Source organism: Pseudomonas batumici (assembly GCF_000820515.1).
GTDB lineage: Bacteria > Pseudomonadota > Gammaproteobacteria > Pseudomonadales > Pseudomonadaceae > Aquipseudomonas > Aquipseudomonas batumici.
The window spans coordinates 1-19,094 of sequence record NZ_JXDG01000062.1; the positions used below are offsets into that span (position 1 = coordinate 1).

16 protein-coding genes and 1 pseudogene are annotated in these 19,094 nt (G+C 64.2%); 3 read left to right on the forward strand and 14 right to left on the reverse strand.

Features of this window, described 5'->3' with window-relative positions; translation table 11 throughout:
* Positions 1–136: 136 nt before the first annotated feature.
* From UCMB321_RS24265 to UCMB321_RS24295, 7 genes and pseudogenes are all read right to left on the reverse strand, one after another.
* Positions 137–322: pseudogene (locus UCMB321_RS24265) on the reverse strand (addiction module antidote protein); the annotation flags it as partial.
* Positions 323–715: 393 nt separating this feature from the next.
* A complete protein-coding gene (locus tag UCMB321_RS24270) occupies positions 716–1,534 on the reverse strand; it encodes a YfaP family protein (protein ID WP_040071228.1) in 819 nt (272 codons plus the stop codon).
* Positions 1,535–1,537: 3 nt separating this feature from the next.
* Positions 1,538–3,184 (reverse strand): DUF2300 domain-containing protein, encoded by a 1,647-nt coding sequence (locus UCMB321_RS24275; protein ID WP_040071229.1) that lies wholly within the window; start codon positions 3,182–3,184, stop codon positions 1,538–1,540.
* A 1-nt stretch (position 3,185) separates the two neighbouring features.
* Positions 3,186–7,757, reverse strand: a complete 4,572-nt coding sequence (locus UCMB321_RS24280; protein ID WP_084615154.1) for an alpha-2-macroglobulin family protein — start codon at positions 7,755–7,757, stop codon at positions 3,186–3,188.
* A complete protein-coding gene (locus UCMB321_RS24285) occupies positions 7,754–8,416 on the reverse strand; it encodes a DUF1175 domain-containing protein (RefSeq protein WP_040071230.1) in 663 nt (220 codons plus the stop codon). The genes UCMB321_RS24280 and UCMB321_RS24285 overlap by 4 nt, the downstream gene beginning before the upstream one ends.
* Positions 8,401–10,125 carry a DUF2138 domain-containing protein gene (locus UCMB321_RS24290; protein WP_040071282.1) on the reverse strand — a complete coding sequence of 575 codons (1,725 nt, stop codon included), beginning with the start codon at positions 10,123–10,125 and terminating at the stop codon, positions 8,401–8,403. Before UCMB321_RS24290 ends, UCMB321_RS24285 begins: the two co-directional genes overlap by 16 nt.
* A gap of 35 nt (positions 10,126–10,160) precedes the next feature.
* Complete coding sequence (locus UCMB321_RS24295; RefSeq protein ID WP_040071231.1) at positions 10,161–10,952, reverse strand: YfaP family protein; 792 nt, start codon at positions 10,950–10,952, stop codon at positions 10,161–10,163.
* A 451-nt stretch (positions 10,953–11,403) separates the two neighbouring features.
* On the opposite strand from UCMB321_RS24295, the gene UCMB321_RS24300 reads away from it, so the two are divergent.
* From UCMB321_RS24300 to dxs, 3 genes are all read left to right on the forward strand, one after another.
* Positions 11,404–11,646 carry an exodeoxyribonuclease VII small subunit gene (locus tag UCMB321_RS24300; protein ID WP_040071232.1) on the forward strand — a complete coding sequence of 81 codons (243 nt, stop codon included), beginning with the start codon at positions 11,404–11,406 and terminating at the stop codon, positions 11,644–11,646.
* Positions 11,643–12,530 carry a (2E,6E)-farnesyl diphosphate synthase gene (ispA, locus tag UCMB321_RS24305; protein ID WP_040071233.1) on the forward strand — a complete coding sequence of 296 codons (888 nt, stop codon included), beginning with the start codon at positions 11,643–11,645 and terminating at the stop codon, positions 12,528–12,530. Before UCMB321_RS24300 ends, ispA begins: the two co-directional genes overlap by 4 nt.
* Positions 12,531–12,642: 112 nt before the next feature.
* On the forward strand, positions 12,643–14,541 hold the full coding sequence (dxs, locus tag UCMB321_RS24310) for a 1-deoxy-D-xylulose-5-phosphate synthase (protein ID WP_040071234.1): 1,899 nt from the start codon (positions 12,643–12,645) through the stop codon (positions 14,539–14,541).
* Positions 14,542–14,687: 146 nt separating this feature from the next.
* Here dxs and UCMB321_RS24315 read toward each other — a convergent pair whose 3' ends face one another.
* From UCMB321_RS24315 to ribH, 7 genes are all read right to left on the reverse strand, one after another.
* On the reverse strand, positions 14,688–15,107 hold the full coding sequence (locus UCMB321_RS24315) for a hypothetical protein (protein ID WP_040071235.1): 420 nt from the start codon (positions 15,105–15,107) through the stop codon (positions 14,688–14,690).
* Positions 15,104–15,721, reverse strand: a complete 618-nt coding sequence (gene ribA / locus UCMB321_RS24320; RefSeq protein WP_040071236.1) for a GTP cyclohydrolase II — start codon at positions 15,719–15,721, stop codon at positions 15,104–15,106. The genes UCMB321_RS24315 and ribA overlap by 4 nt, the downstream gene beginning before the upstream one ends.
* Positions 15,722–15,820: 99 nt before the next feature.
* On the reverse strand, positions 15,821–16,603 hold the full coding sequence (locus UCMB321_RS24325; RefSeq protein ID WP_040071237.1) for a type 2 periplasmic-binding domain-containing protein: 783 nt from the start codon (positions 16,601–16,603) through the stop codon (positions 15,821–15,823).
* A 10-nt stretch (positions 16,604–16,613) separates the two neighbouring features.
* Positions 16,614–17,102 carry a phosphatidylglycerophosphatase A family protein gene (locus tag UCMB321_RS24330; RefSeq protein ID WP_040071238.1) on the reverse strand — a complete coding sequence of 163 codons (489 nt, stop codon included), beginning with the start codon at positions 17,100–17,102 and terminating at the stop codon, positions 16,614–16,616.
* On the reverse strand, positions 17,099–18,064 hold the full coding sequence (gene thiL / locus UCMB321_RS24335; protein ID WP_040071239.1) for a thiamine-phosphate kinase: 966 nt from the start codon (positions 18,062–18,064) through the stop codon (positions 17,099–17,101). The genes UCMB321_RS24330 and thiL overlap by 4 nt, the downstream gene beginning before the upstream one ends.
* A gap of 18 nt (positions 18,065–18,082) precedes the next feature.
* Complete coding sequence (nusB, locus tag UCMB321_RS24340) at positions 18,083–18,583, reverse strand: transcription antitermination factor NusB (protein WP_040071240.1); 501 nt, start codon at positions 18,581–18,583, stop codon at positions 18,083–18,085.
* Positions 18,580–19,056 (reverse strand): 6,7-dimethyl-8-ribityllumazine synthase, encoded by a 477-nt coding sequence (gene ribH / locus UCMB321_RS24345; RefSeq protein WP_040071241.1) that lies wholly within the window; start codon positions 19,054–19,056, stop codon positions 18,580–18,582. The genes nusB and ribH overlap by 4 nt, the downstream gene beginning before the upstream one ends.
* Positions 19,057–19,094: the final 38 nt, after the last annotated feature.

Sequence of the window (19,094 nt, forward strand, 5' to 3'; positions counted from 1 at the left end):
TCCACGGTGACTTCCACGGTGACTTCCACGGTGACTTCCACGGTGACTTCCACGGTGACTTCCACGGTCGCCCATCAGGCCCCGACGACTCGGGACCGATGGGCGACCTGCGGAAAAGCTCAAGTCATCAGTGTTGCTGCTCAAGAGGAAGTCCCAACTCACGGGCCAGATCGGCCATACCTTTAGCACGGGCAACGGCTCCCATCGCTTGGGCGATATGAGCCACATCACCAGTCTCGAAAGCATCAGCCATAAAAACAGCAATCGACTCCGGGTCGCCTAGCGCCGAGGCGGGGTCGTAGTCATAGAAAGGTTCGTTCATTTTTGACTTCACTGGCGCGCTAGGTTTGGAAACCTCGTTCGCAGGTAGTGGCTGCGTTGAATGTGACATCGCAATCGCCGGCAAGCCAGCTCCTACAGGTCCGAGTTTCAACGGTAGGGTAGTGTTTGCCTTGGGGGAGCAGGATGGAGGCCTTGGCCGAAACGTTATCGATTACAGGAAAGGGTTGATCCAGCGACGTCGGCGGAACGTGCCCTGCCTTGGGCAGGCATCGTTAACCATCACACCGAGGTTGTCTGTCGCCCAACATCCTCGTTGAGCATCAGCATTTTGGACCAGAGAAGAGAGAAATTTCCGACGTGTCGCTAAAACGCGATTTCAGCGACACGTTCTTCTCTCATGTCGCCGTCAGCGACATATCCTCACTACGTGTCGTTACGGATAACTAAACCGCCGAGCCAACGTCAACTCCCCAGGCGCCCGCATCGGCACGATGAACGACTCCATCTTCTCGTTCACCGTCCCCTCCTCCGTAATCACCGTGACCTTCGCCGTGGTCAGTGGCTGCACAGCATTCTCCTGCCCGCCGCTCTCGTCATCCTCACTGCGATAACCTCCACCGAAGTAGTTCACGTAGATCAGGTACTGCCCCTTGATCGGCGCAGGCATGGAGAAAATCTCCGGGCCGTACCCGGTAGTCACGTCCACATCCAGCGCCGCGCCATTGGGCGCGACCCGATCGCCGTACCAGATATGCGCACCATCCGGCGTCACCACGTGCAGATCCAGGTCGGTGCCATCGGTGTCCCACGACAGCAGGATCCGCAACTTGGCCGGTGTCGCGCCACCACCCACATTGAGAAACTGCACCCGCTTGCGCTGCTGCCCATCCGGGCTGCGCACTTCAACGCTGTTAGTGCCGTTGGGAAACATGAACGGCCGATCAAAATGCCCCGACTCATCGATCTTCAACGGCATGCTCACACCATTGACGATCAGGTTCCCCGGCACTCTGGCGCTCTTCGGCGCCCCCTTGATCATGCCCATGATCCGCGCCGTGTCCGCCTGGCCCAGCGGGGTGTTGACCGACGAGGCCGGGTAGTTGACGGTCTGGCGGAAGTGTTCAGTGTCCGGCGAGCCGACGTGCCAGCCGCCCCTGGGGGTGTCGAGCTGGATGCCGCTGTCGGCATGGGCCGCGTTCAGCACAAACAGCGCGCCAAGGAACAGGACAACGGTGGAGATGCGCAATTTCATGGCCTATTCCAGTAACAGGTGGCGGGCAAGCCCTTCGACGTAATCTTCGTCCTGGCCGTTCGGATGGGCTTCGAACGCCAGGTGCAGGTATTCATGGGTCAGGTCGAGGCGGTCCTGTTGCGTCAGCACGCCGCGCACATAGATACGTTGGCGTTCGCGGTCGACATAAGGCCGACCATAGGACACCCGGCAGACGGCAAACTGGCTCAATTCGTTATAGCCAACTTCCTGGTCCAGACGCTGGCGCCACACACGACGCTGCTTGAGCAGCCACTCCTGCGCCGCCGGCAACGGCTCGCACGAGGCCACCGGGTTGTCCCAACGGCTCAGGCTCGCACGCGGGTAGGCGTGCTGGAGGATCTGGTCGTAGCGCTCGCCGCCATTGGCCTGTTCCACTGCCTGTTGCCAGGACAGCTTGTCCGGGCCGGGTTGATCCGAGTGGTAGGTCACCGGGCTGCCCGCCAGCACCAGGTCGCTGGTCCAGGCCGCAATGCTCCGCGCCTCGACGGTGGCCGGACGCGGAGCGACGCGCTGACGGCCGCTGCTGTCGTCGATGCTCAGGCAATCGCCGCTACGGCCGGCGTTCTGCAACAGGTAGGTGCGGATCGCCACGGCCAAAGCCTTGGCGGCTTCGATGGGCTCGCTCTTGGCTTCGCGCTGCAGGACGCGGGCGACGTATTCCTCGCGGTCCAGCCGCGCCACCAATTGCGGCTGGCCGGCGTTCTGCAGCAGGAAGAGTTCGCCCGCGCTTTCGATTTCCAACTGGTTACCGTTGGCAAAGTCGACCCGGTAGTGACCTTGCAAGGCTCCTTTGGGAGCAGCCTGGCCGTCGGCGCGAGTGACACCTTTCAGCGGGTAGCGGGAGAACAGGTCGACCTGCACGCAACGCCCGGCATCCTCGGATGACGGCGATGGCAGGAAGCTGCCCAGCACATCCGAATAGTGCCGCAGCACCATCTGGCTGGTGCCGCGACCGCCGACCCAGAGCGGCGTGCCGTCTTCCAGCCAGCCGGCAAAACCACCCTGGCGCGACTGCGGGTCCTGGTCGCCGAGCCAGCTCCAGGTCTTGACCCGCACGCGCCCGCCCAGCAGCCCCACCGCCTGGCCGTCGGCGGCGTTGAGCAGCACGTCCAGCAGCAGTTTGCGCGTCGGTTCCTGGGCCGGCAGCGTACGTAGCGCTTCCAGCAGTTGCACCACGGGCACGCGGGTTTGCGGTTGCACTTGATCGAGCGTCAGCAGCCAACTTGGCGCCTGGCGCGCCTGCCAGTAGTCGCGCCAATGGCCGACATCGATCTTCAAGCGCTTGGGATCGAAGTACAAACCACAGGAACGGACCAACGCAGCATCCCGGGCGATATTGCCGCCCGGGGTGCAGCAATAGACTTCCTCGTGGTCCTGGCCGTGGCAGTCGTAGGCCGGCTCTTTCTGATCCGTATCCACCAACCAGGCATAGACGAAGAGCTTCCACAGGCTGCCCAGCGGTGTTTGCAGATCAGCCGGCAACGGCTCGCGGCTGAGCACCTGGGTGGTGTTCAGGTTCACCAGCTCGTAGCCGTTAGCAGTTTTCCAGGCCAGGCGCACCGGGGCTTCCTCTGCCGTCGCCAGCAGAGGAAGGATGCACAACAATAGCCAGGCCAGTGGACGGGTCATGTCATTCAACCGTGATTTGCCCAAGGGCTGGCTTCTGTTCCTGGGCCTGATGCTCCGGCGCATAGATCTGGCTGAAACGAGCCGGCGGCAACTTGAACTGGCCCTTCTGCGAGAAGCGGATCAGGTGGCGCAGGCGCACCTCACCGTTGAGGCTGTTGACCGGTACGCCGTAGGCCATCTGCCCCGGCTCGAAGTGCGCCTTCTCCAGCGGCGTGGCTTCGGCACCGGCCAGCCCGGCGAGGTTGACGCCCCAGGTGGTGCGCTCAACGTCCGCGCCCGGCGGCAACGGCACTTCGAGCATGCCGTAGCGCAGTGGCTTGACGCTCTTGGTGGTGAGGATCACTTCGTCCAGGTAGAGGCTGTCGCTGGACAACGGCTTGTCACCCACGGCCTTGAGGCTGAAGGTGTAGGCGTCGTCGCCCGGCACCAGTTCCAGCAGGCGGCGCTTGATCTGCACCGGCAGGTCGTCCGGGACTTTCTGCTGGCTCAGGTAGCTCAGCTTGGCCCGCAACGGACGCTCCTGCACACCGCCCAGGCTCAGCACACTCGGTACGCCTGCGCCCTGCCATTGCCAATAGTTTTCGCCGGTCCCGCCCTGGCGCGCTTGCCAGCCTTCGCCCGGGGTCAGGTTGACCATTTTCGGGGTCTGCTCGATGCTGCGTTGCAGCCAGGTCAGGGCCAGAGCACGCTCCAGAGTGGATTGCTGCGGCAACAGGCGCTGCAACAGGTCCTGGGCCTGGTCGGCGTTGAACGGTTTGAGCGACAGGTTCAAGGCACTGGCGAACGGTTGCGAGCTGGTGCCGAGGCGCTGCTCGGCCGCGGGCAGTTGCTTGCTGAACGCATCCGGCAAGGCGACTTTGCTCTGGCGTGCCAGGGCGGCGGTCAGCACCCGCGCACTGGCCAGGCCCAGGGCCGAATCCGGCGCGCTCATGATCAGGCTGTCCTCGCCGTCATCCATCAGGTTGGCGTCGGCGCCCTCGCCGGCTTTCGCCAGTTCGTTCATCAGGCCGCTCAGCAAGGTGTTGACCGGCAGTTGCATGTCCTTGGCGAACGACAGCACCAACGCCCGTTGCAGCAAAGGCGTGACGGTGGCCTGTTTGCCGTAGACATCCAGCACCCGCTGCCAGTGCTCCGGCGGCAGGCTGATGCCCAGGGCCTTGCTGGCGTGCCAGTCGGCGTAATAGGCATAGCCGGTCAGGAACGCATCTGGAGTGACGTCTTCACCCCACCAGGTGAACCAGGCGTCCGGCCCGGCCATCGAGACCAGGCGCAGGCGGCTGTTCTGCATGATCAGGCGCAAGCGGTCACGGACCTGGGCGTTGGCCGACAACGCCGGGTAGGCGATGCTCAACGGCAGCAGCTGGCTGGCGGTCTGTTCGACGCCGCCATACGGGTAGCTGAGCAAATCGTCGAGGCTGGCGCGGAACAGCGCTTGCGGGCTGTCGTCGAGGCGCAGGCGAATATCGCTGGCGTCCGCCGGCAGGCTCAGCGGGGTGTCGCCGCTCGCCACGCTGAGGTTCTGGCTTTGCGTCACTTGCCAGCCGTCACCCACGGCACTCAGGCGTACCGCCAAGGCATCCTGGGGCTTGCCGTCCTGTTGCAGCTCGGCGCTCCAGTCGCCGCTGCTCAACGGGGTCGCCGGCAGCGGGATGTAGTTGATGCCTTTGTTCAGGGACAGCGGCAGGCGTTGCTCCTGGCCGGCGTAGCGGATCAGCAGTTCGGTCTTGACCGGCTTGTCGGCCTGGCTGAAGGCGAACAGGCCGAGTTTCGGCTGGTCGCCCGTGCGGAAGTGGGTCGGGCCGCTCCATTTCAGGTACAGCGGTTTGTCGGAACGGATGAACTGGTTCTTCTGCCCCACCTGCCCGGCATCGGCGATGGCCCGAGCAGTGATGCGCCAGCGGGTCAGGGAGTCCGGCATGCGGAAGGTGAAACGCACCTTGCCGTTGGCATCGGTGACCAGCTCCGGTTGCCAGGCGGCGGTGTCGACGTCTTCACGACGCGGCCGTTCCAGCACTTTCACCCCACGTTCGCTACGGTTGGCCTTGCCCGGCGCGCCAGGGCTGCCCGGCAATGCCACGTCGTAGCTGATGAACGACAGGCTGGCGCTGGTGCGCACGTTGTTACGCCGTGGGTGGTAGAAGAACTGGTCGATGCTCGGCGCCACTTCCGGTTGCAGCGCGTAGATCATTTCATCCACCACGCTGACGGTCAGGTGCGCCGGGATCGGCTTGCCGGCGAACTGGGTGGTCAGGTCCACCGAGACGGTGTCGCCCGGCTGGTAGCTGTCCTTGTCAGTGGCAATGGCCACGTCGATCTGCGGCGTGGTGACCTTGAGGCCGGCGTTCTGGAAGCTGTATTCGCCGCCCTTGGTGTAGAGCACCGAGAAGGTAAGGTTGGGGGCGAAGTTGTCCTTCACCGGAATCCGCGCACGGTATTGGGTGTCGCTGATTTTTTCCAGGCGCAGCCAGTCGGCGCCCTTGGACAGCAACGCGGTGGCCTCGACCTTGTCACGCTCCAGCGACAGCAACGCGTCGTTGACCGGCTCCGGGAAGGTGATCAGCGCCAGGGCTTCATCACCCGCCTGGTACTCGGGTTTGTCGAGAAGGATTTCCACGGTGCCGGGCACGGCTTTCACCCCGTCGCCGGTCACCGAGTGGCCGGTGGCGCCGAGGATGCGTTCGTGGTCGTCCTTGAGCGACAGGTTGTAGGTGCCGGGACGGTCGAAGGTGACGCTGAAACCCTTATCGCCGGCAGCCAGTTTTCCGTTGCCGGTGGTCTGGTCTTCCAGGCGCACCCAGCTATAGGTACTTGGTTTGCCGGCGTTGGGCTGTTCGACAGTGGACTCGCTGGCGTAGCTGAACGCGACCTTCTCGCCGGTGGCGCTGAAACGCTGCGGCGCCGACAGGCGATAGCGGGCCGCACCGCGTTCGATGAGGATTTCCTTGGTGGTCTTGACCCGATACGCCGCGCCATCGCTGGCGAACACGGTGAGCATGTAGCGGCTCGGTTTTTCCGCCGCCGGCAGGTCGAGCACAGCCTGGCCCTTGTCGTCGGTGGTCAGTTCGGTGCTGGTCAGTTCCACCGGGAATTGCCCGAGGTATTGCAGCTCGTTGTCGACCATCGACAGTTGCTGGGCGCGCAGGCTCAGCTGCACACGGGCATCGGCCACCGGCTTGCCGTCCGGGTAGAGCAGCAGCAATTTGCCCTTGATCGGCTCGCCGGTGCGGAAGTCCTGCTTGGCCAGATCCATGGAGATTTCAAAGTGCGGCTTGATGTACTCGGCAACACGGAAGGCGCTGCTGTAGGTCTGGTCGCGGTAGGTGAAGCGCAACTCGTAGCCACCGGCCACGGCGTTGTCCGGTAGCTGGAAACGGCCCTGGGTACCGGACTTGGCGTCCAGGTTCAGGTCCAGGGTCTGCAACGTGGTGCCGGTGGCATCCAGCACGCTGACACGCACCGGGGCGGTGGTCGGGTTGACCGAGTCACGGGCGTTCTTGAATTCGCGGCCGACGATTTTCATCGACACCCAATCCCCCGGCCGGTATAGCGGCCGGTCGGTGAAGGCGTAGAGCTTGGTGTCGTAGATTTCGCTGTCGTAGTAGAAGTTCTCGGAGACGAACACGCCGCCCTCGTCGTCCTCGCCGATCATGAACGAGCGCTCCGGGCTGACGTGCTTGAGGCGCAGCAGGCCGTCGGCATCGGTCTCGCCACTGCTCATCACCCCCAGGCCATCGGTCCACAGCACCTTGACCTTGGGCACCGAGCTGCCTTCATGCTTGCGCGCCGCCCATACCACCAATTCGTCGCCGGCGATCTTGCTCACGGCCACGGTGTTGGAGACGAACACCACGGTGGTCGCGCGGTATTTGCCGATCAGCGCTTCCACCAGGTACAGGCCCGGCTTGAGTTTGCCCAGCGGCACATAGACGTTGCCGGGGGCGACGCTGATGAACTGGCTGGAGGAACCGGCCAGGTCGACGCCCTTCGGCGGCTGGATCGGCTTGGCGTCCCACAGCGGGTAGCGGAACTGGCTGACCAGCGGCAGGCCGGGCAGCGGCGCATATTGCGGGTGGTTGTCGTAAGGGGTCGGTGCGGCGATGGCCGTGCCCATTTTCAGTTCCGGCACTTCCTCGGTCACTTGCTTGCGCGACTCGTAGGAGAACGCCCGCTGCATCACGCGACGGGACTTGCGATACCAGTTGTCCCACAGGTAGGCCAGGGTGTTGGACAGGCCTTCGCCCTTGAACTGGCCGTCGCTGACCACCCGGTGCAGGTTCTTCTGGCGCTTGAGAAATTCCAGCGGCTGGTCGATGCGGTACACGCGGATATCCGCGCCGCCGTAGGGCTCCATGCGGAAACGCCGGTAGTCGCGGCCCGGTGCTTCGAGGCGGACCAGGGCCTGCTCGTCGCTGGCGAAGCTGCTATCGGCCAGCAGGAAGAAACTCTCGCCGGATACCGGCGTGTAGTTGCTCGGCGGCACCGAGTCATCGGCGGCACCGGCGACAACCGGCACCAGCACGGCCAGGGCGAAAACCATTCGGGAAAACAGACGCATCATGGGAGACCCGTTCATCGAGAGAGGAAGTTCAGCCGGTAGACGCCGATGAAGTTGGGGTTCGTTGCATCGGGTATCCATCGGGTGTCCTTCCATGTCATGAGTTGCTGCACGCTGGCGGAGCGCATGCCGTTGTCGGTGGGGGTGGTGGTGCCGGTGTGATAGGCGATGTTGCGGCCCATCCAGATCATCAGGTGCTGGTCGTCGCCCTGGTCGAAGAACAGCAGGTCGCCGGGCCGCGCCTGGTTGAGGTCGCGGCTGACCAGCTGGCTGTTGAACTGGATCAGCTTGATCGCATTGACGTAGGGCCCGACCTTGCCGCCGCCCTGCTGCCATTGCTGGGCCAGGTTGCGCTGGCTCTCGCTCAGGGTCAGCTCGGGCGGCAGGTAGCGGTTGGACAGGCCATTGGCCCGCAGCCATTTGTCATCGTGTTTTTTCAGCGCTTCGTTGGCGGCGAAGCGCACCAGGCCGGCGCAGTCCTGCTGGTACCAGCGCGGACTCGGCCCCTGGGTCAGTTGCTCCTGGGCGATGCGCACGAACCAGGCGCGGAACACCTGGGACTGCTCGACATCCAGGGGCGCTGTTTCAAGGGCGAACGCCGGCGCACTGAACGCGGTGTTCAGTAATAGCGCCAGCCAGCCCAACCTCTTGAACAGAGGAGTCACATTGCACGCCATTGCAGAGGCAGCCATTGCCAGTGGCCGTCCGGTTCGCTGCCTTCAGGCAGGGTCAGGGCGTACTTGCCGAAACCGGCGAGCTTCTGCAGCTTGGGAATCAGGTGGGTCTGCGCGGCATTGCGGAACACCGGCTCCATGTCCTGGGGCAGGCTGTCGAGGGTTTCCTGCTGCATCAGTTGCGCCAGGGAATCCGGGCCGAGGTAGACCGGCATCAGCACGTCCTTGGGCAGCACGTCGGCCAGCGGCGGGAAGTGTTTGTCGAGGGTACCGAGGGCCTTGTCCACCAGCTTGTCGTCCAGGGAGAACAGCAGGGTCGAACCGTGCCGCGCCAGGCTTACGCGGAAGAAGCCCTTGCCGGTGATGGCGTCAGGGTTCTCGGCTTCCTTGGCGGCGTACTGGCCGAAGGTCGAGCTGACCTGGCGCTTCCACTGGTGGACGCTGTCTTTCTGCTGCTCGTCGATGGGGAACAGGCCGCCTTCGACATTGCTTTCCTTGCTCCCGACCATGGAGCCGAACAGCTTGCCCAGATCGGCGTCGAGGCTGTCGTTGGACTTGGTTAGGTTCGCCACCAGCAACGGGGTGTAGAGGCGCGAGTCGGCGTACCAGCAGAGGCCGGCGGCACCGCTCATGTGTTCGGTGAGTTTCTGCGCGGTGGCTTCGTCGGCACCCAGTTTGACCAGCAGCGGTTGCTGCTGCTCGGCGGCCAGTGGCAGGGCCACACAGGCGCTGGCGCCCACCGGCATGGCTTGCCAGATCGGCTTGAAGTCGAAGTCGGCGGGTTTGTCCTGTTCGTCGAGGGCGAGGAAGCTGTGCCAGCCCTTGTCGTCCATGTCCAGGCGCAGGCCGGCGAAGTTGGGGATAAAGCGCTGGTAACCCATGGCCAGGACGCTGGAGGCGACCGAGATACGCTGCTTCACCGTGGTTTCGCGAGGCTTGAGGCCGAAGGCCTCGGGGAACAGTTTGTCGCCGTTGAGCAGCGCCGCCAGGGCCTGGGTCGAGACATCGCCCGGTACTAATTCGCTGTCGTCGCTGGTTTGCTCGTAAAGCCGGTCCGGGTTGGACAGCACCACCAACTTGTCGCCACGGGACGCAAACAGCAATGCTCTGTTGGCGTTGTAGGCCAGGCGATAGACCGCCACGCTGTCACCGGCCACTTTCACGTCGCCGACCTTGGTCAGTTGGGTGTCGTCCAGCGCCACATGAGCCAGGGGTTCGAGCAGCTTGGCCAGGCCGCCACGGTCCATCACCAACAGGAAATCCTTGAGCCGACCGTCGGCGCCGCGCCACAGGGCGATATCCGCCGGCTGGTCGAAGAGTTGCTCGATCAGGTTGTCCTGCAGCTTGAGGTCATGCTCGTAGATGATCCGGCGCAGGCTGCCGATCAGGCCCAGGCGGTCGCCGTGGGTTTCGTAATAGAAGACGAAATCCTCGGTCAGGGTGTCGCGCAGGAACGGTACGCTGAGCAGGTCCTTGGGCAACTGGCTCAGCGACGCGGTTTCCAGCAGCGCATCCGGGCGGCTCACGCCGAGTTTTTCCATGGCCAGTTCCGGCACCGGGGCAACGGGTTTGTGGTGGAAAAACCAGCCCAGGCCGCCGAGCACCGCACCGGCCACGCCAAGCCCGAGCACAAGGCCCAGCCAGCGGCGCGAGCCGGCAGGTTTGGTGGCGGCCGGTACAGCGGCGTCCGGGGAAGCTGTGTTATCGCTCATGTTCGCAAAGCCCATTCATCCGTGGAGCGGGATGTTCAATAGTTGAAGGTCTTGACCAGCAGCAGGTCGCCGATGGCACGCAGGGGCACGATGAAGCTCTCGCGCTTTTCATCGACGGTGTTTTCGTTGAGCACCAGGTTGATCTGCGAGGTGATGACCTCGTTCTGGTTGGAACGCTCGTTAAAGTTAAAGCCCTCGCTGGCGCTGTAGTTGCCCCAGTAGTTCACATAGATCAGGTAGGTACCGTGCAGCGGCGCGGTCATGGTGAACATTCCCGGGCCGGGGCCGTCGACGCTGTCCGGGTCGAGGCCGCCGCCGTTGGTCAACGCGGGATGCGCGTAGAAGGCGTGCTGGCCGTCGGGGGTGATGATGTGCAGGTCGAGTTGGGCCTTGGGGTCGTCCCAGGCGAGGACCACGCGGATACGCGCCGGGGTGATCTGCTTGTTGGCTTCGTAGAACTGTACGCGCTTGAGGGACTTGCCCTCGGAACTGCGCACTTCGACGCTGTTGGAGCCGGCGCCGAAGGCGTAGGGGCGCACGAAGCGGCCGGCGTCGTCGGTGTAGAGATTCAGCGGGCCGCCGTTGACCGACAGGATGTGCGGCGTGCGCGGGCCGGAGGGCGGATTGATCCGGCCTTCGATGGGCGTGCGGTTGCGCTGGATGCCACGGTCGATGGGCGGCGTGGGGTAGGCCACCTGTGGCGCGTCGTTACGGTTGAGCAAACCTGCATAACGCCAGCCGCCGGTGGGTTCCTGAAGCTCGGCCGAGGGCTCGGCCCAGGCGGTCGTGGCCCAGAGGGCGATCAGGATGGGAAAAAACCGGCGCATCAACAGCCTCCTTGCGGCGCATCACAAAACCCTGCGCAGACTCCATAGCGCACTCACGACACGGTACCGGTCAGAGAAGACCTGTCGATGACAGGTGGGGGAAGCGGCAGAGATTAGCGACTCGACGGTGGTTAGACAATGGAGGTAAAGCGCTATTTGTGAGGTGGCTCATCAAATAAACCAGGATCCGCGTTCGAACCCCGAAAAGCCCCGCAAAACAAGGCAAATGGCCAGTATTCAGGCAGTACTTCCTGATCGAGCTGCGGCCTTCATACGATGCTGGCGCCCTGCGCTTGCCCACGACAGCAATTGCCACAGGGCGTCCAACGCGCCGCGTGGGAACGATCCACTATCCTGTTCAGGGTAAGCCGAGTGGTAGCCCCTCGCATTTGCCCCGAAACCCGCTGTCTGCTAGTGTCGCGCCCGTTCAACGCCTACCGAGATCGCCGCCATGGCCCGCAAAAAAGCTTCCCTGGACTTCGAGCAATCCCTTGCCGACCTGCAAACCCTGGTCGAACGCCTGGAGAACGGCGAGTTGTCGTTGGAAGACTCGTTGACCGCCTTCGAACAAGGCATCCGCCTGACCCGCGACTGCCAGGGCGCCCTGGCCCAGGCCGAGCAGAAGGTGCAGATCCTGCTCGAGCGCGACGGCGAGCTGGCCGAAGAGCCCTTCGACGCGGAACAAGCACAATGATCAAAGCCTATCAGGCCAGCAGCCAAGCCCGGGTCAACGCCGCGCTCGATACCCTGTTCAGCGCCCCCGGTCCCGAACTCGCCCGCCTCTATGAAGCCATGCGCTACAGCGTGATGAACGGCGGCAAGCGCGTCCGCCCCCTGCTCGCCTACGCCGCCTGCGAAGCCCTCGGCGGCAAGCCCGAACAGGCCAACGGCGCGGCCTGCGCGGTGGAACTGATTCACGCCTATTCGCTGGTCCACGATGACCTGCCGGCCATGGACGACGACGACCTGCGCCGCGGCCAGCCGACCACTCACAAGGCGTTCGACGAAGCCTGCGCGATCCTCGCCGGCGACGGCCTGCAAAGCCTGGCCTTCAGCGCCCTGCTCGACCCGAGCCTGAGCGACCTGAACGCCGACATCCGCCTGTCCATGGTCACCACCCTGGCCCAGGCGGCCGGCCCCGCCGGCATGGTCGGCGGCCAGGCCATCGACCTCGGCTCGGTGGGCCTCAAGCTCGACCAGAACGCCCTGGAAACCATGCACCGGCACAAGACCGGCGCGCTGATCGAAGCCAGCGTCAAGCTCGGCGCCCTGGCCAGCGGCCAGGCGCAAAAGGACGAATTGCGCGCCCTGCAGGCCTACGCCCAGGCTATCGGCCTGGCCTTCCAGGTGCAGGACGATATTCTCGACGTGGAAAGCGACACCGCGACCCTGGGTAAGCGCCAGGGTGCCGATATCGCCCGCGACAAACCGACCTATCCGGCCCTGCTTGGCCTGGACGCAGCCAAGGCCTACGCCCTGGAACTGCGCGACCAGGCCCTGCACGCCCTGCGACCGTTTGACGCGTGCGCCGAACCGTTGCGCGAGCTGGCCCGCTATATCGTCGAACGGCGCAACTGATCCGGGCGCCGCGCTCAAGACCGCATATCGGCCAACTTCGACGCTGCGCGTGGGCAGCGTGCGATGCATCAGGTAAACTGCCGCCTCTTCTATACCTATAACGATTCGCCTGATGCCCACGACGTTCCATGAGATTCCCCGCAAGCGCCCGACCACGCCCCTGCTGGACCGTGCCGACACGCCGGCCGGCCTGCGCCGGTTAGGTGAAGCCGAGCTGGAAACCCTGGCCAATGAACTGCGCCAGGAGCTGCTCTATTCGGTCGGCCAGACCGGCGGGCACTTCGGTGCCGGCCTCGGCGTGATCGAACTGACCATCGCGTTGCACTACGTCTTCGACACCCCGGACGACCGGCTGGTGTGGGACGTGGGTCATCAGGCGTATCCGCACAAGATCCTCACCGGTCGCCGCGAGCGCATGCGCACCCTGCGCCAGAAGGACGGCCTGGCGGCTTTCCCGCGCCGTTCGGAGAGCGAGTACGACACCTTTGGCGTCGGTCACTCCAGCACTTCCATCAGCGCCGCGCTGGGCATGGCCATCGCCGCCCGCCTGCAGAACAGCGACCGCAAGGCCATCGCGGTGATCGGCGACGGCGCCCTGACCGCCGGCATGGCCTTCGAGGCGCTGAACCACGCGCCGGAAGTCGACGCCAACATGCTGGTGATCCTCAACGACAACGACATGTCGATCTCGCGCAATGTCGGCGGCCTGTCCAACTACCTGGCCAAGATTCTCTCCAGCCGCACCTACGCGAGCATGCGCGAAGGCAGCAAGAAAGTGCTGTCGCGCCTGCCCGGCGCCTGGGAAATCGCCCGTCGTACCGAAGAATACGCCAAGGGCATGCTGGTGCCCGGCACCCTGTTCGAAGAGCTGGGCTGGAACTACATCGGCCCGATCGACGGCCATGACCTGCCGACCCTGATCGCCACCCTGCGCAACATGCGCGACCTCAAGGGCCCGCAGTTCCTGCATGTGGTGACCAAGAAGGGCAAGGGCTTCGCCCCGGCGGAAGTCGATCCTATCGGTTACCACGCGATCACCAAGCTCGAACCCCTGGACGCCCCGGCCGCCGCGCCGAAGAAGGCCAGCGGACCGAAATACTCCGGCGTGTTCGGCGAATGGCTGTGCGATATGGCCGCCGCCGACCCGCGCCTGGTGGGCATTACCCCGGCGATGAAGGAAGGCTCGGACCTCGTGGCCTTCAGCGAGCGTTTCCCGCTGCGCTACTTCGACGTGGCCATTGCCGAGCAACACGCGGTGACCTTCGCCGCCGGCATGGCCTGTGAAGGTGCAAAGCCGGTGGTGGCGATCTACTCCACCTTCCTGCAACGCGGTTACGACCAGCTGGTGCATGACGTCGCGGTGCAGAACCTCGACGTGCTGTTCGCCATCGACCGCGCGGGCCTTGTGGGCGAAGACGGCCCGACCCACGCCGGCAGTTTCGACCTGTCGTACCTGCGCTGCATCCCCGGCATGCTGGTGATGACCCCGAGCGACGAGAACGAACTGCGCAAGATGCTGACCACCGGACACCTGTACAACGGTCCGGCGGCAGTGCGTTACCCACGTGGTACCGGGCCGAATGCGCCCATCGAGAAGGACCTGGAACCGATCGAGATCGGCAAGGGCGTGGTTCGCCGTCGGGGCAGCAAAGTGGCGCTGTTGGTGTTTGGCGTGCAATTGACCGAAGCGCTGATCGTCGCCGAGAAGCTCGACGCGACCGTGGTCGACATGCGTTTCGTCAAACCACTGGATGAAGCCCTGGTACGCGAGATTGCCGGCAGCCATGAGTTGCTGGTGACCATCGAGGAAAACGCCATCATGGGCGGCGCCGGGGCAGCGGTCAGCGAGTTCCTCGCACGTGACAACCTGCTCAAGCCGGTGCTGCACCTGGGCTTGCCGGATGCCTACGTCGAACACGCGAAACCGGCGCAGATGCTGGCGGAGTGCGGGTTGGATGTGGCGGGGATCGAAGCATCGGTGACCGAGCGGATGCAACTGCTGGGGCTGTAACCCCTTGCCACGCCCATCACTGTAGGAGCGAGCTTGCTCGCGATGGGCGCCAACGATAACGCGGGGTACCTGACGCCCCGCGGTGCCCCTACCTCCATCGCGAGCAAGCTCGCTCCTACAGGAGGAGGGAAGCGGCGTCGAGCTTATCAGCCCAGCTGACGCGGAATCCGGTACAGGTAGAACAGCACCACGGTGGACAACACCAGCAGCATCAACGGCACCGCCTCCAACCCGACGAACACCGCCAGGGTGCCGATCCAGGTCGGCAAGGCGGCCACCACCAAGGCCTTGCGCCGGACGTTCGCCAGTTCAATCCACGCCGCCGGCTCTTCCGGCGTATCCAGCGCCGCCTGCGTCGCCATCAGCGAACGCTTGTAAGCCCCGAAAAACCGCAAGCTGACAAACATCGAAGCCACGCCGGCAATGAAAAACGGCATCGCCAACACTGGCAACAGCGGTTCCGCCTGAGCGAAAAGCCAGTTCGCGACAAACAGCGGCAGCACACTCAACACCAGCTGTTTCCACCAGCCCACCGCCAGCCGTCGCTTCACCTGGCCACGGGTCACGCCGGATCGGCCTCGTTCTGATGCTCGTTGCCCATCATATGACCGAGCTTGCCGGCCTTGGTCGCCAGGTAGTGTTTGTTGTGCGGGTTCTGCCCGGTTTGCAGCGGCACGCGCTCGGCCACGTTGATGCCCATCTCGGTCAAGGCCTTGACCTTGCGCGGGTTGTTGGTCATCAGGCGCAGGGCCTGGATGCCCAGGTGTTCGAGCATCGGCCGGCAGATGGCGTAGTCGCGCAGGTCGGCGGCAAACCCCAGGCGCTCGTTGGCCTCGACGGTGTCGGCACCGCCGTCCTGCAATTCATAGGCACGGATCTTGTTCATCAGGCCGATGCCCCGACCTTCCTGGCGCAGGTACAGCAAGACGCCACGACCTTCCTTGGCAATCGCCCGCAGGGCCGCCTCCAGCTGGGAGCCGCAATCGCAGCGCTGGCTGAACAAGGCATCGCCAGTCAGGCATTCGGAATGCACGCGGCCAAGAACCGGTGCGCCATCCGCCACGTCCCCCAGGGTCAGCACGACGTGTTCACGGCCCGTGGCTTCTTCGAGAAAGCCATTCATGGTGAAGGTCGCAAAGGGAGTGGGCAGTTTGGAAGCAGCGACGAAAACGACGGGCACCGTGTGCTCCTGATCAGTGTGAGGACTGGAAATTCGCAGAGGTCGCATTGTAACAGCAGCTTCCTACAGACGCTTAGGCTGAATTGTCCATGATAACTATCAATAAGTTTGATTCGTTAGCACCGGCACCGGCAGGCTGTCGAACGGATAAGGTTGCTTCCAGTGCTCGAAGATGGCGCGCAACTCGCCACTCTTGACCAGTTCGTCCATGCGCTGATCGTACAAGGCCATTAACGCCCGCCCTCGCGCCGTGTTGGCAAACCCCAGGTACAGCGGCAGGTCCACCAGGTGGGTGCGTTGGTACATCTCCGGGTGCGCGGCCTGGCGCTGCACCTCGTTCACTTCCGTCAACGCGTCAATGTAGTAGTCGGCGTGACTCTGGGACAGCATCGACAAGATCCCGTCCCGCCGCTCGATTTCGTTGTAGTGGCGGATATTGGGCAGGTAGTGCTGGTATTTGTAGCCACGCATCCAGGCCAGACGATAGAGGCCGAGGGTTTCCAGGGACGGTTGCGGATTGCTCGCCAACCCCAGGGCATAAAGATGATCGACATCGAAATGCCAGCGCGGAAAAAGAGCGCCCGCCACCTCGTTGCGATAGGCCGCCACCCAGGCATCTGCCTCACCCCGCTGCACCAGGCCGATCGCCCGGGTATAGGGCTCGATGCTGATCAATACCTTGACGCCCTTGGGCTCGAAGATCTCGCGCATGACCTCCCAGGCCATGCCGCGTCCATCGGCGCCGGTGTAGTCGACCCATTCCTCGCTGGCGAGATGGATCTGCCCGGGCAAGGCGGTTTCTTCACGGGCCTGAGCGACATTTCCGACAACACCGACCGCCAACAGACAGAGCAGCAACACCCACAACCGACAGCGAGACATGCCTGAATCCTCAGGTGAAGAGGTGCACCAGCCCTTGCATGGCCAACCAGGCGAAAACCCCGGCGAGGACGTCGTCGAGCATGATACCGACACCACCCTGGACATGCCGGTCGATCCAGCGGATCGGCCAAGGCTTGAGGATATCGAAGAAGCGGAACAGCACAAAACCCGCCAGCAACCAGTACCACCCCTGCGGCACCAGCCAGAGGGTGATCCACATCCCGACCATCTCGTCCCAGACGATGCCTTCGTGGTCGTGTACCCGCAGATCGTCGGCGACCTTGCCGCACAGCCAGAAGCCGAACAGCGTGGTGACGCCGAGCATCAGCCAGTAGCCCCAGCCCGGCAACATCTGCCATAACGGCATGAAGGGCAGCGCCACCAGCGAGCCCCAGGTACCCGGCGCCTTGGGCAAGGTGCCGGAGCCGAAGCCGAAGGCCAGGAAATGCCAGGGGTTGCGCCAGACCGACGGCGGGACCTGCTTGGAATGATCTGTCACGGCGTCTCCGGAAAATGTTGGTAGCCCCGATGCGCCGGCGTGATGTCGCGACCGGTAGCGTCCACCAGTACCACGCCCTGCCCGGCCAGCACCTGCCCGATCACCCGCACCGATCCATGCGCCGCCAGCACCCCGGGCAACTCGCCCGGTGGCAGGGTGAAGGCCAGTACGTAGTCGTCGCCACCGCTGAGGGCCGCCTCGCGGGCGCCCTCCTGGCCGAGAAAGGCCAGCAATGCCGAAGACAGGGGCAAGGCCTCGCGCTCCACCCGCAACCTGACGGAGGATGCCGCCGCGATATGTCCGCAATCGGCCAATAGCCCATCGGAAATATCCAGCGCCGAGCTGGCCTTGTTGCGCAAGTACTGTCCCAGCGCCAGTTGCGGCTTGGGCGACCAGTAGTGGTCCAGCAGCGGCTGGGCAATCGCCGGCTCCGCGGTACGCTGTCCCAGCACCAGCGGCAAGGCCCCCGCCCCATTGCCCAGCTCACCACCGACACACAGCAGGTCGCCGACTTGCGCGCCGCCACGGGTCAATGCCTGCCCCGTCGGCACCCGGCCGAACACCGTCAGCGTCAGGCACAACGGCCCACGGGTGGTGTCGCCACCGATCAGGCGCAAGGCACACTGCTGCGCCATCAGGTTCAACCCATGGGCAAAGGCTTGCAGCCAACTGGCGTCGTTATGCGGCAGGGTCAGGGCCAGGGTAAAGGCCAGGGGCGTGGCGCCCATGGCGGCCAGGTCGCTGGCGGCCACGGCCAGCGCGCGCTGGCCGAGCAGGAAAGGGTCGCAAGGGTCGGCGAAGTGCACACCGGCCACCAGCGTGTCGGTGGAAATCGCCAGCTGTTCCCCGGCGGGAACGCTGAGCAGGGCACAGTCGTCGCCGATGCCCAGGGCAACGCCCTCGCCGCCCTGCGCACAGGGCGCGGCGGCGAAGAAATTGCGGATCAGCTCGAACTCGCCCATGCAAAGGTCAAGCGCGGATCAGCGCTTGAACGCCTTCACTTCAGCTTCACGCAGGCGCGGCGCCAGCTTGTCGAGCACGCCGTTGACGAACTTGTGGCCGTCGGTGGAACCGTAGACCTTGGCCAGTTCGATCCCTTCGTTGATCACCACGCGATACGGCACGTCGACGCGCTTGAGCAGTTCCCAGGTGGACAGGCGCAACACCGCCAGTTCAACCGGGTCCAGCTCTTCGATCTCGATGTCCAGGCATGGCTTGAGAGCGGTGTCGATCTCGGTCTTGAACTGCGGAACGCCGTGGAGGATTTCACGGAAGTACGCGCCGTCGACATCGGTGAAATCGTTGTCGACCCGGAACTGCGCCTCGATCTCGTTCAACGACTGCTTAGCCATGTGCCACTGGTACAGCGCCTGGGTCGCGAGCTGACGGGCATCGCGACGCTTGGCGCTCTTGGAGGGCTTGCCAGCGCCTTCGGGTTTCGGCTCGCGCGGGTTGAAACGATCGCTTTCGTCGCTAATCACACAGCCTCCAATTGCGCCAGCAGGCTGACCATTTCCAGGGCGGAAAGGGCTGCTTCGGCGCCTTTGTTACCGGCCTTGGTGCCGGAACGTTCGATGGCTTGTTCGATGGAGTCGACGGTCAGCACGCCGAAGGCCACCGGCACGCCGAACTCCATGGAGACCTGGGCCAGGCCCTTGGTGCATTCGCCGGCCACGTATTCGAAGTGCGGAGTACCGCCACGAATGACCGCGCCCAGGGCGATGATGGCCGAGAAGTCGCCTTTCTGTGCGACTTTCTGCGCGACCAGCGGGATTTCGAAGGCGCCAGGCGCACGGATGATGGTGATGTCGCTTTCGCTGACACCGTGGCGAACCAGGGCGTCAACGGCGCCGCTCACCAGGCTTTCGACGACGAAGCTGTTGAAACGGCCGACCACCAGGGCATAGCGGCCTTTGGGGGCGATGAAGGTACCTTCGATGGTCTTCAGGGTCATTCGACAATTCTCTTAAAGAGCCGGAGCGCGCCTAGTAC

Excerpts from the sequence above, each read along its gene's own strand:
- UCMB321_RS24275 (WP_040071229.1), bottom strand. The coding sequence starts at position 3,184 with ATGACCCGTCCACTGGCCTGGCTATTGTTGTGCATCCTTCCTCTGCTG.
- dxs (WP_040071234.1), top strand. The coding sequence starts at position 12,643 with ATGCCCACGACGTTCCATGAGATTCCCCGCAAGCGCCCGACCACGCCC.
- UCMB321_RS24295 (WP_040071231.1), bottom strand. The coding sequence starts at position 10,952 with ATGCGCCGGTTTTTTCCCATCCTGATCGCCCTCTGGGCCACGACCGCC.
- UCMB321_RS24285 (WP_040071230.1), bottom strand. The coding sequence starts at position 8,416 with ATGGCGTGCAATGTGACTCCTCTGTTCAAGAGGTTGGGCTGGCTGGCG.
- UCMB321_RS24280 (WP_084615154.1), bottom strand. The coding sequence starts at position 7,757 with ATGAACGGGTCTCCCATGATGCGTCTGTTTTCCCGAATGGTTTTCGCC.
- UCMB321_RS24300 (WP_040071232.1), top strand. The coding sequence starts at position 11,404 with ATGGCCCGCAAAAAAGCTTCCCTGGACTTCGAGCAATCCCTTGCCGAC.
- ispA (WP_040071233.1), top strand. The coding sequence starts at position 11,643 with ATGATCAAAGCCTATCAGGCCAGCAGCCAAGCCCGGGTCAACGCCGCG.
- thiL (WP_040071239.1), bottom strand. The coding sequence starts at position 18,064 with ATGGGCGAGTTCGAGCTGATCCGCAATTTCTTCGCCGCCGCGCCCTGT.
- ribH (WP_040071241.1), bottom strand. The coding sequence starts at position 19,056 with ATGACCCTGAAGACCATCGAAGGTACCTTCATCGCCCCCAAAGGCCGC.
- UCMB321_RS24270 (WP_040071228.1), bottom strand. The coding sequence starts at position 1,534 with ATGAAATTGCGCATCTCCACCGTTGTCCTGTTCCTTGGCGCGCTGTTT.
- UCMB321_RS24325 (WP_040071237.1), bottom strand. The coding sequence starts at position 16,603 with ATGTCTCGCTGTCGGTTGTGGGTGTTGCTGCTCTGTCTGTTGGCGGTC.
- UCMB321_RS24290 (WP_040071282.1), bottom strand. The coding sequence starts at position 10,125 with ATGAGCGATAACACAGCTTCCCCGGACGCCGCTGTACCGGCCGCCACC.